This is a genomic window from Paraburkholderia sp. SIMBA_053, assembly GCF_046534895.1.
GTDB classification, from domain to species: Bacteria; Pseudomonadota; Gammaproteobacteria; order Burkholderiales; family Burkholderiaceae; genus Paraburkholderia; species Paraburkholderia caledonica.
Genome location: NZ_JAWRXU010000668.1, coordinates 1 through 273, shown reverse-complemented (window position 1 = coordinate 273; position 273 = coordinate 1). Strand labels below are relative to the sequence as shown.

The 273-nt window shown below is 68.9% G+C and carries 1 protein-coding gene; it reads left to right on the top strand.

Annotation, left to right across the window (positions count from 1 at the left end; translation table 11 throughout):
• Window positions 1-273 (top strand): hypothetical protein (locus SB753_RS37260; protein WP_410805164.1); only part of this gene is annotated, 273 nt, incomplete at both ends.

Here is a 273-nt window from a genome sequence, read left to right as displayed (position 1 = left end):
CCGGCCGCCGCGACGGGGTACGACCTGACGAAAGCCGAGTTCGGGCAGATCGTCAATCAGGGCCTCCTCGAGCCGATCCTGAGCAATCTCCTCGGGAACGTCCAGACGACGGGATCCGCGGCTGCCTACGTCACCGTCATCGACGGGGGCCTGCTCACGGGGCTTCTGGGGGCGACGAAGACCTTCGGCATCCGCTTCACCGGGCCGGGCGGGTGGAAGTCCGACTGGCTCGTGGCGAACGCGACCATGGGACTGCTCGGCGCGAACCCGCAG